The organism is Dyella japonica A8 (genome assembly GCF_000725385.1).
GTDB lineage: Bacteria > Pseudomonadota > Gammaproteobacteria > Xanthomonadales > Rhodanobacteraceae > Dyella > Dyella japonica_C.
In genome coordinates, this window is the sequence record NZ_CP008884.1 from 2091202 (window position 1) to 2105407 (window position 14206).

The 14206-nt window shown below is 64.3% G+C and carries 12 protein-coding genes; 6 read left to right on the plus strand and 6 right to left on the minus strand.

The genetic code is table 11. From position 1 onward, the window contains the following. Positions 1-158 precede the first annotated feature (158 nt). From tgt to secF, 4 genes are all read left to right on the plus strand, one after another. Entirely contained in the window at positions 159-1286 is a 1128-nt protein-coding gene (tgt, locus tag HY57_RS08570; RefSeq protein ID WP_019467425.1) for a tRNA guanosine(34) transglycosylase Tgt, read from the plus strand. 331 nt (positions 1287-1617) lie between these two features. After that, positions 1618-1953: a preprotein translocase subunit YajC gene (gene yajC, locus HY57_RS08575; RefSeq protein ID WP_026034306.1), complete on the plus strand. Its 336-nt coding sequence runs from the start codon at positions 1618-1620 to the stop codon at positions 1951-1953. Positions 1954-2042: 89 nt separating this feature from the next. After that, positions 2043-3914 (plus strand): protein translocase subunit SecD, encoded by a 1872-nt coding sequence (gene secD / locus HY57_RS08580; RefSeq protein ID WP_019467427.1) that lies wholly within the window; start codon positions 2043-2045, stop codon positions 3912-3914. Positions 3915-3927: 13 nt separating this feature from the next. Then, positions 3928-4893, plus strand: coding sequence for a protein translocase subunit SecF (gene secF / locus HY57_RS08585; RefSeq protein ID WP_019467428.1), 966 nt, complete (start codon positions 3928-3930; stop codon positions 4891-4893). Positions 4894-4997: 104 nt separating this feature from the next. Here secF and HY57_RS08590 read toward each other — a convergent pair whose 3' ends face one another. Continuing rightward, on the minus strand, positions 4998-6680 hold the full coding sequence (locus HY57_RS08590) for an MFS transporter (RefSeq protein WP_235186635.1): 1683 nt from the start codon (positions 6678-6680) through the stop codon (positions 4998-5000). Between the two features lie 20 nt (positions 6681-6700). On the opposite strand from HY57_RS08590, the gene HY57_RS08595 reads away from it, so the two are divergent. Further along, positions 6701-7633 (plus strand): LysR family transcriptional regulator, encoded by a 933-nt coding sequence (locus tag HY57_RS08595; RefSeq protein ID WP_019467430.1) that lies wholly within the window; start codon positions 6701-6703, stop codon positions 7631-7633. A 174-nt stretch (positions 7634-7807) separates the two neighbouring features. On the opposite strand, the gene HY57_RS08600 is transcribed toward HY57_RS08595, so the two are convergent. The 5 genes from HY57_RS08600 to HY57_RS08620 all read right to left on the minus strand — a co-directional run bounded on the left by HY57_RS08600 (position 7808) and on the right by HY57_RS08620 (position 13404). Continuing rightward, positions 7808-8920 carry a sterol desaturase family protein gene (locus HY57_RS08600; RefSeq protein WP_019467431.1) on the minus strand — a complete coding sequence of 371 codons (1113 nt, stop codon included), beginning with the start codon at positions 8918-8920 and terminating at the stop codon, positions 7808-7810. 362 nt (positions 8921-9282) lie between these two features. Then, positions 9283-9984: an N-acetylmuramate alpha-1-phosphate uridylyltransferase MurU gene (murU, locus tag HY57_RS08605; RefSeq protein WP_019467432.1), complete on the minus strand. Its 702-nt coding sequence runs from the start codon at positions 9982-9984 to the stop codon at positions 9283-9285. Between the two features lie 142 nt (positions 9985-10126). Continuing rightward, a complete protein-coding gene (locus HY57_RS08610) occupies positions 10127-11140 on the minus strand; it encodes an aminoglycoside phosphotransferase family protein (protein WP_019467433.1) in 1014 nt (337 codons plus the stop codon). A gap of 565 nt (positions 11141-11705) precedes the next feature. After that, on the minus strand, positions 11706-13076 hold the full coding sequence (locus tag HY57_RS08615; RefSeq protein ID WP_019465749.1) for an ammonium transporter: 1371 nt from the start codon (positions 13074-13076) through the stop codon (positions 11706-11708). Further along, positions 13066-13404, minus strand: a complete 339-nt coding sequence (locus HY57_RS08620; protein WP_019465750.1) for a P-II family nitrogen regulator — start codon at positions 13402-13404, stop codon at positions 13066-13068. The genes HY57_RS08615 and HY57_RS08620 overlap by 11 nt, the downstream gene beginning before the upstream one ends. A 334-nt stretch (positions 13405-13738) precedes the next feature. Here HY57_RS08620 and HY57_RS08625 point away from each other — a divergent pair, with 334 nt between their 5' ends. Next, a complete protein-coding gene (locus HY57_RS08625; RefSeq protein ID WP_019465751.1) occupies positions 13739-14173 on the plus strand; it encodes an SUF system Fe-S cluster assembly regulator in 435 nt (144 codons plus the stop codon). Positions 14174-14206: the final 33 nt, after the last annotated feature.

Sequence of the window (14206 nt, forward strand, 5' to 3'; positions counted from 1 at the left end):
GGCATCGCATGCACCTGTGGGAGCGCACCCTGTGCGCGACACGGGCCTCTCGGGCGCATCGCTTCGCTGGCTTGTCGCGCACAGGGTGCGCTCCCACCCAAAAGCGACAATTCGGGGCCGGCAAAGCACGAAATCGCCGGACAGGCGATAATTGCCCCATGACTTCCCTGACTTTCGAACTCCAGGCCACCGACGGCGCGGCCCGCCGAGGCCGTCTCACATTTGACCGCGGTACGGTGGAAACGCCGGCCTTCATGCCGGTCGGCACCTATGGCTCGGTGAAGGCGATGACGCCGCGGGATGTCCGCGACATCGGCGCCGAGATCATCCTGGGCAACACCTTCCACCTGTTCCTGCGCCCCGGCCTCGAAGTGGTCGAGCAGTTCGGCGGCCTGCACAAGTTCATCGGCTGGGACAAGCCTATCCTCACGGATTCGGGCGGCTTCCAGGTCTTCTCGCTGGCGCACAAGCGCAAGATCACCGAGGAGGGCGTGGCCTTCGCCTCGCCGGTGGATGGCTCGAAGGTGTTCCTGTCGCCGGAAGAATCGATGCGCATCCAAAAGGTGCTCGATTCCGACATCGCCATGATCTTCGACGAGTGCACGCCGTATCCGGCGACGGAGAAGGTGGCCTCCACCTCGATGGAGCTCAGCCTTCGCTGGGCCGAACGTTCGCGCCGCGCCTTCGATGACCTGAAGAATCCCAATGCCTTGTTCGGCATCGTGCAGGGCAGCGTGTACGAGAACCTGCGCCGCCGTTCCGCCGAGGGCCTGGTGAACATCGGCTTTGACGGCTATGCCGTGGGTGGCCTTGCCGTGGGCGAGCCCGAGGCGGAGCGCAACCACACGCTGGATTTCACCGTGCCCCTGCTGCCGGCCGACAAGCCGCGCTACCTGATGGGCGTGGGCCGCCCCGAGGACATCGTGGAAGCCGTGCGTCGCGGCATCGACATGTTCGATTGCGTGATGCCCACGCGCAACGCGCGCAACGGCTTCCTGTTCACCGACCAGGGCACCCTGCGCATCCGCAACGCCAAATACGCGCTGGACACCCGCGTCATCGAGGAAGGCTGCGATTGCTATGCCTGCAGCAACGGCTTCAGCCGCGCCTACCTGCGTCATCTGGACCGCTGCAACGAGATCCTGGGCAGCCAGCTCGCCACCATGCACAACCTGCGTCACTACCAGCGGCTGATGGCTGGGCTGCGCGGGGCGATTGCCGCGGGGCAGCTGGATGACTTTGTGGCGGAGTTCTATGCGCGTAGGGCTGGGGGCGTGGCGGCCTGAGGCGGCCACCCCCGGGTCATGATGCGTTTCATAAGCACCGTCATTCCTGCGAAAGCAGGAATCCAGCGACTTTCAGGCACGTGACCCTGCCGGTGCGCCCCAAAGGCACTGGATTCCTGCTTTCGCAGGAATGACGGTCAGGGGGTGTGAGGGAACCTTCGGTGTTCCATACCGGTCCAGCCCCTTGGAAACCGCCCACCCCGACGCCAGAACCTTTGCCGGGTGGGCCTTGCGACGCATGCAGGGCCCGGGGGCGCGTGGCATAATCCACGATCTTTTATCAGGTGTTGTCAGAAAACTCTGTCAATACCGCTACTTGCGAGACAAGCTGATGAATCTTCCGATGTCGTTCGTGGTGGCCCAGGCCGCTCCTGCAGCCGGCCCGCAGGGCAATCCGCTGTTTGGCCTGGCCCTGCCGATCCTGCTGCTGGTGGTCATGTTCTTCGTCATGATCCGCCCGCAGATGAAGCGCCAGAAGGAGCATCGCGCGATGGTCTCCGCGCTGGCCAAGGGCGACGAAGTGGTCACCAACGGTGGCATCGCCGGCCGCGTGGAAGAGATCGGTGAGAGCTTCATCACGGTCGAAATTGCGCCGAACGTGAAGATCAAGCTGCAGAAGGGCGCGGTGCAGCAGGTCCTGCCCAAGGGCACGCTGAAGTCGTCCTGACGACTTGCCGGGGTGGAGGGGCCCCGGTCCACACGATGCATTGCTCGCCGCGGCCCGCCTCATGCCGCGGCTTTTGACGGATTCAAGGCATGAGTGATTTTCCACGCTGGAAATATGCGCTGGTCGCCATCGTATTGGTGCTCGGCATTGTCTACGCGTTGCCCAACGTGTTCCTGCCGGTGCCTGCCGTGCAGATCACGGCCAACCGCAACGGCACGGTCGACCAGGCACTTGAGCAGAAGGTGTCCGATGCGCTGAAGAAGGCGAGCGTCGCCAGCACCGGCATCGAGCTCAATGGCGACCATCTGCTCGCCAGCTTCGCCAACCCCGACGTGCAGAAGAGCGCCTCCGACGCGATCAAGGCCGCGCTGGGCGACGACTACACGGTGGCGTTCAACCTCAAGTCCACAGTGCCGCACTGGCTGACCACCATCGGTGCGAAGTCGATGCCGCTGGGCCTGGACCTGCAGGGCGGCGTGCACTTCCTCATGCAGGTCGATCAGGATGACGTGATCGACAAGCAGGAAACGCGCTATGCGGACGACATCCGCAGCCTGCTGCGCGAAAAGAACATCCGCTACGACTCGGTGGTGCGCAACGCGCAGCGCGGGCAGGGTGTGTCGGTGGTGCTGAAGTCCGCCGAGGACCGCACGGCCGCCGCCAACGTCATCGCCGCCGACTATCCGGACCTCACCCTGACGGACGGCCCCGCCACCGGCGACCGCTTCCCGATCAATGCCGTGGTGCGCCCGGACAAGCTGCGCGAGCTGTCGGTCAATACCATTCGCCAGAACCTGGGCACGCTGCGCAACCGTATCAACGCGCTGGGCGTGTCCGAGCCGATCATCCAGCAGCAGGGTGAGAGCCGCATCGTGGTCGAGCTGGCCGGCGTGCAGGACACCGCCGAGGCCAAGAAGATCATCGGTGCCACCGCCACGCTGGAATACCGTTCGGGCTATGGCACGCCGCAGCAGGCCATTGACGCTGCGCGCAGCGGCATCGTTCCGCCCGACGCGCGCCTCTACAAGGATCGCGACGGCCGTCCGTACCTGCTGAGCAAGAACATCATCGTCACCGGTGACCAGCTCGTGGACGCCTCGTCCAGCTTCGACCAGCAGAGCGGCAGCCCCGCCGTGTCGGTCACGCTGAACACCGCCGGTGCCAAGAAGATGCTGGACTTCACCACCGGCAACGTCGGCAAGCCGATGGGCGTGGTGTATGTGGAGCGCGTGGTCGACACCAAGGTCGTCGACGGCAAGGAAGTGCGCACGCCGAAGATCACCGAGGAAGTGATCAACTACGCCACCATCAATGGCGTGTTCGGCAAGAACTTCCAGACCACCGGCCTGCGTAGTCCGAAGGAAGCTTCCGAGCTGGCGCTGCTGCTCAAGGGTGGTTCGCTCGCCGCGCCGGTCGATATCGTGGAAGAGCGCGTGATCGGCCCCAGTCTGGGCCAGGACAACATCGCCAAGGGCCTGCGCGCCGTGACCCTGGGCCTTGCCCTGGTGCTGCTTGCTGCTGCCTTTTACTACAAGCTCTTCGGCCTGGTGGCCGACGTGGCGCTGTTCTTCAACCTGGTGATCCTGATCGCCGTGATGTCGGCCGTCGGTGTGACACTGACCATGCCGGGCATCGCCGGTATCGTGCTGACGCTGGGTATGGCGATCGACGCGAACGTGCTGATCTGCGAACGCATACGCGAAGAGTTGCGCAACGGCTCCTCGCCGCACGCCGCGATCCGCGCCGGTTACGACAAGGCGTGGGCCACCATTCTCGACGCCAACGTCACTCACCTGATCGCCGCGCTGGCGCTGACCACGATGGGCTCGGGCCCGATCAAGGGCTTCGGCGTGACGCTGCTGATCGGTATCCTGACCTCGATGTTCACCTCGGTCACCGTGACGCACGCGATCACCGCGTTGATCCATGGTCATCGCAAGCTCAAGACGCTGTCGGTCTGAGGAATAGACAAAGATGGAAATCTTCAACCACAACGCAAACGTGAACTTCCTCGGCATGAGGAAGTTCAGTGTCGGCATCGCCATCCTGCTGATGGTCGCCTCCATCGCGCTGATCGCGGTGAAAAGCCTCAACTACGGCCTGGACTTCACCGGCGGCGTGTCGCTGGTGATGGACTACGACCAGCCGGTGCAGGTCGGCGACGTGCGCGATGCCCTCGAGAAGGGCGGCATGGAGCACGCCGTCGTGCAGAGCATGGGCGGCACCAAGGAAGTGTCCATCCGCCTGCAGCCGAAGGACGACCCGCAGTCGGGAGTGGCCAACGGCGGCAAGGTGAACCTGGACAAGATCGCCGACGACGTCACCAAGACGCTGCAGGCGGCGCGCCCCGATGCCAAGCTCAAGAGCCGCGACTACGTGGGTTCCGCCGTGGGCGAGGAGCTGCGCAGCGACGGCATCGTGGCCGCTATCGTGGTGATGCTGGGCATCGGCCTGTACCTGGGCATCCGCTTCGAGTGGCGCTTCGCCGTGGCAGCCATTGCCACCGAGGCCCACGACGCGCTGGTCACCGTGGGTATCTTCGCGTTGACCCAGCGCGAGTTCGACCTGACGGTGCTGGCTTCCGTGCTGGCGGTGATCGGTTACTCCATCAACGACAAGGTGGTGGTGTTCGATCGCGTGCGTGAACTGTTCCGCCTGGCCCGCAAGGCCGAGCCGGAAGAGATCCTCAACCGCTCGATCAACAACACGCTGTCGCGAACCATCATTACCGCGCTGTTCACCGGCATCACCATGGCCGCGCTGTACTTCTTCGGCGGCCCGGCGGTGCACGGCTTCGCGATCACCATGCTGATCGGCATCCTGGTGGGTACGCTCTCCTCGATCTTCGTGGCGAGCCCGATCCTGCTGTGGCTGGGCGTCTCCAAGCAGGACCTGATGCCCAAGACCAAGGAAAACCCGGAGCTGGCACGCCGTCCGTAAGCGGTCGCTACTTTGCGAGTAACAGAAAAGGCCCGGGAATCCCGGGCTTTTTTGTTTGCACGGTGGCGTGCCTGTATCGGTCGTGCGGGATCGTGCGTCGCCTGTCAGGGCGATGGATCCGCTGCCTCGCCACCGGCCACCTTCATCGACGCACGCTCCTCGGAACCGCCGATCACGCTGAACACCACGGTCGCGCATATGACCGTGATCGCTGCCAATCCAAGGAGCAAATGCGTGAATGCCTGGGCATAGATCCACCGGATGTCCGCTGCGGGAAGCTGCGTCAGCAAGGTGGATGCCCGATGAAGTTCTCCTGTCGCGAGCTGCTGCGATGCTGTCGCGACGACATGCGGTGATGCCATTGCCATCCGCGTCAGGCCCGACTGGATGATCCACGCCAGCGTGGCGCTGACGCTGGCTAATGCGATGCCTTCGCCCGCCACGCGCGTAGTGCTGAAGATGCCGGTGGCCATACCTGCACGTTCCTTGGGAACCACGCTGACCGCGAGGCCATCCATGAGTCCCCAGGGCAAGCCTGCGCCCATTCCGATCAGGAAGAGTGGCAGCAGGGCTGAGAAAGCGGCTCCCTCGAACGAGATCCGCGCCAGCCAGCACAATCCCGCTGCCGCTGCGAGGAACCCCAACGCAGAGAGCGCACCTGGCGACACACGGTGAGCAAGCCGTGACGCTACCAATGGCATGAACAGCATGGGCGCGGACAGGGCGAGCATGAAAAGACCCGCGCGCATTTCTCCCCAGCCCTCGATGCCAATCAGGCGCAGAGGAAGCAGCACGACCAGCACGATATAGCAGTAGCAGGTGCCGACCGGCAGCATCTGCACGCCGATGAAACGCGGATAGCGGAACAACGAAAGATCCAGCATGGGCCGAGCGACACGCGCCTCGATGATGACGAACACGACGAGCAACACGCCGGCCCCGCCGAGTAGCGCGATGATCAGCGGGCTATCCCGGCCACTCGCCGGTGCCTGGATGATGCCGAACGTCAGCAACACCAGCATGGCGGTGAAGCACAGGGTTCCCGGCCAATCCAGACCGGAGGCTCCCGGGTCGCGCGTTTCACGCATGCGGGGCAGGCCGAAGATCATCGCCAGACATGCGACGCCAGCAATGAAGACGAAAATGGCGCGCCACCCCAACCACGCGATCAGCATGCCGGCGATCACCGGGCCAAAGGCCAGGCCAAGCCCGAAACTCGTTCCCAGCAGGCCGAAGGCGCGCATTCGTGCGTGGCCTTCGAACTCCTGCGCGAGCGCGGCGGAACCGCTGGCGAGCGATGCCGCGGCCGCGACGCCTTGCAGAGCCCGGAGGACGTCCAGCCACAGCACGCTGGGAGCGAGCGCCAACAGGATGGTGCTCACGACGAAGAGCGACATGCCACCGGCAAAGACGCGCTTGCGGCCGTACTGATCGGCCAGTGCACCGGCGGCCATTAGCAAGCTGCCGAAGCTCAACATGAAAGCGTTGGTGATCCAGGTGAGCGCGGTGGGTGAGCCGCCTAAGGTTCGTGCGATGTCAGGCGTGGCGATGGCGCCGCCGGAGAAGCTCAGCGGCAGCACGATGGCCGCAAGGCAGATCGAGGCCAGCACGAGGCGCTCGCTTCGCCCGCCCGGGCGCTGCGTGGGGGAGGTGGAGTTCATGGATATCCAGGCGTTGTGGCAGGAGGAGGGCGCGATGCCAGCCCGTTGGCCGACACGTCGGAACATGCTATGAACTCTCCAATCCTTTGATAATTGGCCTCCGTGTCCGTTGATAACGGACTTCATGTATCCAATAAGGTCATCGCATGGACAGCCTTACCGGCATCGTCGCCTTCGTGCGCAGTGCAGAGTCGTTGAGCTTCGCGGGCGCCGCCCGGACGCTGGGTGTGTCGTCCTCGGCCGTCGGAAAGAGCATCGCGCGGCTGGAATCGGCGATGGGCGTGCGGCTGTTCCAGAGAAGCACGCGCAAGGTGCGACTGACACCGGAAGGCCTGCTGTTCTTCGAGCGCTGCCGGCGCATCCTCGACGATCTGCAGGACGCCGAGGCCGAGATGGCGCATGCCACACAAGCGCCGCGCGGGCGCCTGCGCGTCAGCCTGCCCGCCATCGGTTATCGCTTCCTGCTGCCACACCTGAAGGAGTTCCGTCGCCTGCATCCGGAGATCTCGCTGGATCTCGACTTCAACGATCAATTGGTCGACCTGATCGAAGAAGGCGTCGACGTGGCGATTCGCAGCGGCACGCTGCCGGATTCGCGGCTGATGGCGCGCCGGCTGGGTCCGTTTCGCTTTGTGCTGTGCGCCTCCACCGCCTACCTGCAGGCCCACGGCGTGCCGCAAGCCGCCGAGGATCTCCAGCGGCATGAATGCATCCGCTATCGCTTTGTCACCACCGGCAAGCTGATGGCGTGGGGCATCGCTTCTGGCGCGCCATTGCGCCTACGCGACGGGCTCGTCTGCAACAACATGGAGGCCGTGCTGGCGGCGGTGCTCGACGGGCATGGGCTGGCCTACATGCCTGATTTCCTGATCCGCGAGGCCATGCGCGATGGTCGTCTGCAGTCGGTGCTGGATGAGTGCGTTACCGATCATGGGCAATTCTGGGCGGTCTGGTCTTCCGGACGCACGTTGTTGCCCAGGGTGAGGGTGTTTGTCGATTACATCGCAACACGCCTCTTTCCCGTTGACGGCGGCTCGTCGACGGCGACCAGGAAATCTTCGGGACGAAAGCGGCGCTGAGCACGCCTCAGTGGGCCGTCGATCAACAGCGATTTCGTTTACGAGGACGAGTCGCTGATCGGCACGCCGTATGGCAATGCACAAGAACACCGCGGCTCCACGGGAAGGACGCATCAGGCGTTGGTTGTTCTTCACGAGGCCGCCTTGTTCCCAGGGCAGCTCTTTTGAGAGCGTTCAGGCTGTCTCGGCAACCGCTGCGTTGTCTGCAGAGGGTGCTGCGTCGGGCGCATGCGCCGGTTGCAGCACATGATGCGCCAACCCATGCAGATCCAGTTGATCCACGGGAATCGGCCGGTAATCCGGGCCGAACGCCACTTCGCCGAACTTCCACCCTTCAGGGCGGCGCACCGCACCCCAGAAACGCTTGGCGGCATTCCAGTGCAGGCCGACGAGGCCGTGGTTGTTGTCGTCGTCCACCATCGGGTCGCCCACGCCGGTGGGGCGCGGCGGCTCGTTGTAGAGCGCGGTGCCGAAGATCACGTCCCAGAGGGAGAACACCTGGCCGAAGTTGCAGTTGTGCAGTTTGGGGCGGGTCGGGTCGACCAGCATGTGGTGCAGGCGGTGGAACTTGGGCGACACGAACACGCGGTTGAACACCGGGCCGAAGGCGATGCGCACGTTGGCGTGGGAGAAGTTCTGCACCAGCTCGCCCATCAACACCAGCCAGGCGAACTGTTCTGGCTCCACGCCCATCACGATGCCCACGCAGGCCAGGATCATGGACTGGATGAAGCCGTCGATCAGGCTGCCGCGGTCGTTGGTCCAGCAGCTCATCTGGCGCGTGCTGTGGTGCATGCTGTGCAGCGCCCACCACCACGGCAGCGCGTGCTGCAGGCGGTGCATCCAGTAGTAAACAAGGTCGTAAACCAGGTAGTAGCAGCCAAACAGCAGCCACGGATGCTGCTTCAGCCACGGCACCCAGTGCGTGATGGCGAGTGGCGACACGCTGGCATCACTGGGGCCGGTGTCCGGTCCACCGAAGTAATTGGCGATGGGCGTGAGGATGAGGTAGCTGAAGATCGGGAAAATGCCGACGAGCATCATCACCGTGTACTGGAAATCGACCTTGGTGAGCTTGCGGTCTTGCCATTTTTCCGCCGGCACGATGCTTTCCAGCGGGCGGAAGACCAGGCCGATCACGCACAGCTGGAACGCGGCGATGAGCAGCGAGGCGGCGATGTCGTTCGGGTTGCCTGCCAGGCCTTCCAGATGCAGGAACTGCAATACCGGCAGCACGCCATGGCTGGCGAACCAGCTGACCAGATGGGACCACAGTTCAGACATCATCGACACCTTGCAGGGAAACGTGCGCGGTTCTGCGGGTGGAGGGAAGCGCGGGGGCGCTCTACAGAACCGGGCGGTTTAGGATACCCCCGGCGTCCGGCGGCATCCAATCCGGCAGGATTTTGCGCTGGCTACCTTTCAGGCCGCTGCCTTGGAGTCTGTTTACGGTCTCCTTCAAGCCCAGGATTTCCTCACCGTCATTCCCGCGAACCCCACAAAAGGGGGCAAGAGCGGGAATCCAGTGCCTTTAGCTCTTGGTGCCACGAGCAAAGACGCTGGATTCCCGCTCTTGCCCCCTTTTGTGGGGTTCGCGGGAATGACGGTGAGGGCTTGCAAGGCGTTGAAGCAAGATTTTGAACAGGCTCTCAGCGGCCCAGGCGCTCGTCGAGCTCGCGCAGGCGCTCCGGCGTGCCGACGTCGGTCCATGCGCCCTGGTAATGGCTGCCGCTGAGTTCCTGACGGGCGATGGCCCGCTCAAGCAGCGGCCGCAGCTTGAAGCGTGGCGGTCTTTGTTGCGCACCGGCGTCGTGCACGACCTCCTGCCAGGCATCGAGCATCTCGCGTCGAAACACGCCGATGCCGCTGTACGTGAGGCGCGGAGTGCCCCCGTCGTGAACCAGCCCCTGTGCATCAAGGCTGAAGTCGCCATCCGGGTGATGCGGCGGGTTGTCCACCAGCAGCAGGTGCCCGGTACCGCGCGGTTCGGCGGGCAGGGTGGCGACATCGGCATCGGTCCACACGTCGCCGCTGATCACGATGAAGGGCTCCGGGCCGAGCAGGCCCAGCGCGTTGAGCATGCCGCCGCCGGTTTCCAGCGGGGTAGGGCCTTCGTACGCATAGCGGATGCGCAGCCCCCAGCGCGAACCATCCCCGAGCACCTCGGGAAACTGGTCGGCCAAGTGCGAGGTGTTGATCACCACGTAGCGCACGTCGATGGCGGCAAGCTTTTCCAGGTGCCATTCGATCAATGGCTTGCCGCCCACCGTCAGCAGGGGCTTGGGCGTGTGGTTGGTCAGCGGGCGCATGCGCTCGCCAAGGCCCGCCGCGAAGATCAGTGCGTGGCGCATGGTGTTTCCGGTGCGTGGGTTCCCTGACTCGTCATTCCCGCGAAGGCGGGAATCCAGCGACTTGGTTTTTTCGCAACCCAAAGGCATCGGATTCCCGCCTTCGCGGGAATGACGTTGAAGGATAGGAAGTGGCGGGCATTGATCACTGTGCCGCCACCTTTGTCAGATCGCGCCCCTCCGCGTGTTGCCTTAGCAGCGCGACGAAATCGGCCAGCTCCGCGTAACGCTCCGCCACGGACACCACGTAGTGATAAACGCGCGGCACGTCGGCGAGATAACCGGGTTTCCCGTCGCGATACCACAAGCGGTAAAACTGGCCGAGCACGCGCACATGGCGATGCAGGCCGGTGAGGTCGAACCAGCGCAGGAAGCGTTCGCGGTCGATCGTTTCCTCGATCACGCCAGCCTTGAGCAGGCGCTGGCGATACGACTCCACCCAGCCTTCCACGCGCTCGCGCGGCCACACGACATAGGCATCGCGCAGCAGCGAGGCGAGGTCATAGGTGATGGGGCCGGACAGCGCACCCTGGAAATCAATCACGCCGGGGTTGTTCTCATCCACGACGAGCAGGTTGCGGCTGTGATAGTCGCGATGCACGAAGCGGCGCGGTTGCTCCAGCGCGGCGTGGATGATCACGTTGAAGGCCGCTTCCAGCACATCCCATTCGCCGCAGGTCGGCGTGTAACCGAGGTGGCGCTGCAGAAACCATTCCGGCATCACCTCCAGCCCGCTCACCAGTCGTTCGCGGTCGAACAGCGGAAGATCCGTGTGTTCCATGCGCGTCTGCATCAGCAGCAGTGCATCCATGGCGTCGCTGTAGAGACGATCGGCCGTGTCCTCGTTCAGTGCAGGGAGATAGAGCCGTGTGCCGAGATCCTCGATCAGCAGGAAGCCTTGGTCGAGATCCTTCGCGTAGACCGCGGGAACATGCACGCCCGTGGCGGCGAGCCGCTCACCGATCGCCAGCCAGGGGCGAGGATCTTCCTGCGCCACCGGCGAATCCATCACCACCCAGCTCTTCCCGCCGTGCGTGGTGCGCCAATAGCTGCGGAAGCTGGCGTCGGACGAGGCGGAGGAGAGCTCAAGCGCGGCGTCGCCGAGAACGGAGCGGGTCCAGGCCAGGCGGGCGGCGGCGCGGTCGGTAGGCGTAGTCATGGCGTGCTGGGAGTGGCGATGCCATGCAGCTTAGCGGGTGGCTGGCCGGAACTGTAGGAGCGCACCCTGTGCGCGACAGCGGCGTTTCGTAGTCACCGCTCCGTTAGGTTGTCGCGCACAGGGTGCGCTCCCACAGAAAAGCGGGCGAGCGTGTGGGTCCATCAGTGCCAAAGCGCAGCGAGGCGCCGCTTTAAGTCTTCATGGCTCCGGCGCGTTGCGAAGCGCTTGGAGCTGCCCGCTGTGTAGAGGCAAAGGTCGCCAAGCAACGACCTGCCTCACGCGTTCGGGCTTATCCCCACGGAATGCTGCCAGCTCTGGCTCTCTAGGCCATTTTCTTTGGGTTACTTTTCTTTTGGGCCAGCAAAAGAAAAGTGACTCGAGCGTCGGCAGACGATCGAAACGCCCGCTGCGTAAGTGGCCCGATCGCGGGAAGGCCAGCTCCAAAGGCCAAGAGCAAAAGTCACTAGATTCCCGCCTTCGCGGGAATGACGGATAGGAACGGTGCGGCGAGCACCCACCCCGCATCCAAGCCCTCTCCCCGGAGGGGAGAGGGAGAAGTGCGTCGTCACGAAAGGTTGTAAGCCTTCTCTTCGTGCAGCGAGATATCCAACCCCATCTGCTCCTGCTCATCATCCACCCGCAGCCCCAGCGTCCAGTCGATCAGCTTGAGGATCACCAGGCTGAGCACCGCGCTCCAGATCACGGTGAACCCTACGCCCTTGGCCTGAATCCACAGTTGGCCCCACAGCGATTCCACCGTGCCGAACCCGCCCAGTTTCGGCGAGGCAAGCGGGCCCGTCAGCAGCGCACCCACGATGCCCGCCACGGCGTGCACGCCGAACACGTCCAGCGAGTCGTCATAACCCAGCTTGTGCTTGAGTCGCGTGGCACTGAAAAAGCAGATCACGCCAGCGATAAGGCCGAGCACCAGCGCACCACCGGGCCCGGCGGTGCCAGCAGCCGGCGTCACCGCCACGAGGCCCGCGACCGCGCCCGACACGATGCCCAGCACGCTGGGTCGCCCATGCACGATCCATTCGACAAAGAGCCAGCCCAATGCGGCACCGGCCGTAGCCACCTGCGTGGCCAGCATCGCCATGCCTGCGCTGCCATTGGCGGCCACCGCAGATCCGGCGTTGAAGCCGAACCAGCCCAGCCACAAGAGACTGGCGCCCATCACCGTATAGCCCAGGTTGTGCGGCGGCATCGGCACGTTCGGATATCCCCGGCGCTTGCCGATCACCAGGCACGCCACCAGACCCGCGATACCGGCGTTGATGTGCACCACAGTGCCGCCCGCGAAGTCGAGCACGCCCAGGTCGCCAAGGAAGGAGCCCGGGCCGCTCCACACCATGTGCGCGACAGGCAGGTAGACGATGCTCAGCCACAGGCCGCTGAACCACAGCAGTGCGCTGAACTTCATGCGCTCGGCGAACGCGCCGATGATCAACGCCGGCGTGATGATGGCGAAGGTGAGCTGGAACATCACGAACACGCTTTCGGGCACCGTCTGGTAGCGCGAATCGGGCTTCAGGCCAGCAAGGAAAACACGGTCGAGTCCGCCGATGAACGAATGCAGGTTGGTGACGCCCGCCTGCATGCCCTCGGTGCTGAAAGCGAGCGAATAGCCATAGAGCATCCACAGCACGGACACCAGCGCGGTGATGGCGAAGCACTGCATCAGTACCGACAGCAGGTTTTTCGCGCGCACCATGCCGCCGTAGAACAGCGCGAGGCCCGGAATGGTCATCAGCAGCACGAAGGCGGTGGCGGTGAGCATCCACGCGGTATCACCGCTGTCGATATGCGTGGGGGCGGCGGTCTGCGCCAGCGCGGGTCCAACAAGGGTTAGCCCGGCGATGGACAGCAGGATGCGGCCAAGCTTGCCACCGATGCTCGATTCCCGGTTCCTGATTCCCTCAAAGTCAAAGCGCATCGGCATCGACCTCCTGCGTGCGGATGCGGATAGCCTGCTCCAGCTCGCTCACGAACACCTTGCCGTCACCGATCTTGCCGGTGCGGGCGGCGCCGATGATGGCTTCCACCGCCTGGTCCAACTGCGCGTCGGCCACCGCCACTTCAAGCTTCAGCTTGGGCAGGAAATCCACCACGTACTCCGCGCCGCGATAAAGCTCGGTGTGCCCATGCTGGCGGCCAAAGCCCTTCACCTCGGTGACGGTCATGCCCGTCACACCCACCTCCGTCAGCGCCTGGCGAACGTCGTCCAGCGTGAATGGTTTGATGATGGCCGTAATCCACTTCATCCCCAGCGCTCCCCGTGCGGTCGATATGTCGCGGTGCAGCAGGATGCGTGCCAGCGGATCTGCGACACCGCCCGATGTCTCTCGCCGTCATTCCCGCGAAAGCGGGAATCCAGTGACTTCAAGGGGTTGCGAAAGGCGCTGGATCCCTGCTTCCGCAGGGATGACGGTGAGGGGCAGGGGTATCGAGGTGGGACTGGGCTAGCAGCATTGCCCCCAAACGGGGCGTCCTCGTGCTGCGGATTCCCACCTTTGGTGCGCCGCCGCGGTTTGACCCTCAGGGCATTAATCAGTACCATTTTGGTACCGATTCCCGCAGTCCCTTGGCCGATACCCCATGCTCCGCGTCAGCCGACTCACCGACTACGCCACGGTGGTGATGACCTGCATCGCCGCCCACCCCGACGACGTGCTCAGCACGGCGCAGATCGCCGACGAGGCGCGCCTGGAGCTGCCCACTGTGAGCAAGCTCCTGAAGTCGCTGGGCCATGCCGGGCTGGTGGAGTCGTTCCGCGGCGTCAACGGCGGCTACCGCCTGGCGCGCCCGGCCGGGGAGATCACCCTGGCGCAGATCGTCGAAGCGCTGGAGGGCCCCATCGGCATGACCGAATGCAGCCTCGCCGAAGGCCAGTGCGAGCGCGAGTCGCAATGCGGCGTGCGCGCCAACTGGCAACACGTCAACAGCGTCGTGGACAGCGCCCTGCGCGCCGTCAGCCTGTCCGACATGCTCAAACCACCCAGTCGTCGCATCGATATCCATCCGATCGGATGAACACGACGCATCCCTCGAACGCACACGACGACA

Coding starts and splice junctions, on each gene's coding strand:
- HY57_RS08590 (WP_235186635.1), bottom strand. CDS start 6,680: ATGAAGTCCGTTATCAACGGACACGGAGGCCAATTATCAAAGGATTGG.
- HY57_RS08620 (WP_019465750.1), bottom strand. CDS start 13,404: ATGAAGTGGATTACGGCCATCATCAAACCATTCACGCTGGACGACGTT.
- secF (WP_019467428.1), top strand. CDS start 3,928: ATGGAAATCTTCAACCACAACGCAAACGTGAACTTCCTCGGCATGAGG.
- HY57_RS08595 (WP_019467430.1), top strand. CDS start 6,701: ATGGACAGCCTTACCGGCATCGTCGCCTTCGTGCGCAGTGCAGAGTCG.
- secD (WP_019467427.1), top strand. CDS start 2,043: ATGAGTGATTTTCCACGCTGGAAATATGCGCTGGTCGCCATCGTATTG.
- HY57_RS08625 (WP_019465751.1), top strand. CDS start 13,739: ATGCTCCGCGTCAGCCGACTCACCGACTACGCCACGGTGGTGATGACC.
- HY57_RS08615 (WP_019465749.1), bottom strand. CDS start 13,076: ATGCGCTTTGACTTTGAGGGAATCAGGAACCGGGAATCGAGCATCGGT.
- yajC (WP_026034306.1), top strand. CDS start 1,618: ATGAATCTTCCGATGTCGTTCGTGGTGGCCCAGGCCGCTCCTGCAGCC.
- HY57_RS08610 (WP_019467433.1), bottom strand. CDS start 11,140: ATGACTACGCCTACCGACCGCGCCGCCGCCCGCCTGGCCTGGACCCGC.
- HY57_RS08600 (WP_019467431.1), bottom strand. CDS start 8,920: ATGATGTCTGAACTGTGGTCCCATCTGGTCAGCTGGTTCGCCAGCCAT.
- tgt (WP_019467425.1), top strand. CDS start 159: ATGACTTCCCTGACTTTCGAACTCCAGGCCACCGACGGCGCGGCCCGC.
- murU (WP_019467432.1), bottom strand. CDS start 9,984: ATGCGCCACGCACTGATCTTCGCGGCGGGCCTTGGCGAGCGCATGCGC.